Source organism: Burkholderia sp. Bp9090 (genome assembly GCF_003857985.1).
Classification (GTDB): Bacteria; Pseudomonadota; Gammaproteobacteria; order Burkholderiales; family Burkholderiaceae; genus Burkholderia.
Map to the genome: position 1 here is coordinate 1 of NZ_QTPV01000103.1, position 1,305 is coordinate 1,305.

Sequence of the window (1,305 nt, forward strand, 5' to 3'; positions counted from 1 at the left end):
GGTTCATCGAGGATTACCGGGGAACGCGGCGCGGATCTTGAGGAAGAAGTATTCGTCGTCGCGGTACCCGTAAGCCCGACGCTTGATGACCTTGATGGTGTTGTTGATGCCTTCAACGACGCTGGTATTGAGCGGATGGCGGCAGCGAGTAACGATGCCGTGCCAGTAGCCCTGCAGGCGCTCGGCGAACTTTTGCAGGGCAGCGATCCCGCTTTGTTGAGCCTGCTCGAACCATTGCTCCCAAGCCTTTTGCGCCCAGGCCGGTTTTTGGTAGAACCAGAGCCGCTTGAGTTCGTCGCGTAACACGTAGACGCATAACAGCGACTGATTGGCCGCCAGCAACTCCTTCAGGTGCACGGCCTGATCCGGTTTGAGGTTGTGGCGATTGCGCAGCAACAGCCAGCGGCTGGACTTCAGGACCTTGCGGGCTGGCTTGTCATGTCGGAGTTGATTGGCCTGATCGACCCGCACCCGATCGATTACTTCGCGGCCGTACTTGGCCACGACGTGGTACAGGTCGAAGACGATTTCCGCCTGCGGGCACTGTTCCCTGATTTCGAGTTCATAGGCCGTAGTCATGTCGATCGCTACCGCTTCGATACGCTTGGCCGCGCCTTTGGGAAGCTGTTCGAAGAAGGTCCGTGCCGTCTCACGCGAGCGTCCCGGCCCGATCCAAAGTACTTGCCGGCTGATCGGGTCGACCACCACCGTGGCGTAGCGATGGCCTTTATGCAGCGCGAACTCGTCCATCGCCAGATAGCGGATCGTCGACCAGTCCGGCTCGGCCACGCGGGCACGCAAGCGCATCTTGTCGATCGATTTGACCGTGTGCCAGCCCAGATCGTAGAAGGCCGCCACCGCCTGCACGCTGGCCGCTTGCAACAACTTCTCGCAGGCCTTGGCGAAGCGCTCCGTCACTCGCTGGTAACGGCCCAGCCACGCCAGCTTCTCCAACCGCGGACCGCCGCAGCGTTCGCACCAGACCCGACGACGGGGGACGTGCAGCACCACCCGGTACTCGAACAGCGGCAGGTCACGCACCCGGCGAACCGTTGTCTCGTGGATCTGCTGGCAGCGTGCCCCGCATTGCTCGCAGTACATGACCTTGCTGACCGGCTTCAAATACAGCGACAGCGTGCGGCCTTCGCCTTCCGGCCATTCCACTCGCTCCAACCGATAGCCGGTCCAGCAGCCCAGCGTCTGAAGTGCCTTACGATCGAGCAATTGCCTCTCCTGACGTCCTTAAAGTCAGGCGTCAGGTTACGCAATCGCTCCCAAACCCTCCACGGTTTCCTGCGATGAACC

The 1,305-nt window shown here is 61.3% G+C and carries 1 protein-coding gene; it reads right to left on the minus strand.

Annotated features, from left to right (window positions below; all coding sequences use genetic code 11):
• Window positions 1–3: 3 nt before the first annotated feature.
• Window positions 4–1,224, minus strand: a complete 1,221-nt coding sequence (locus tag DIE16_RS36260; protein WP_124894422.1) for an ISL3 family transposase — start codon at window positions 1,222–1,224, stop codon at window positions 4–6.
• Between the last annotated feature and the right edge of the window lie 81 nt (window positions 1,225–1,305).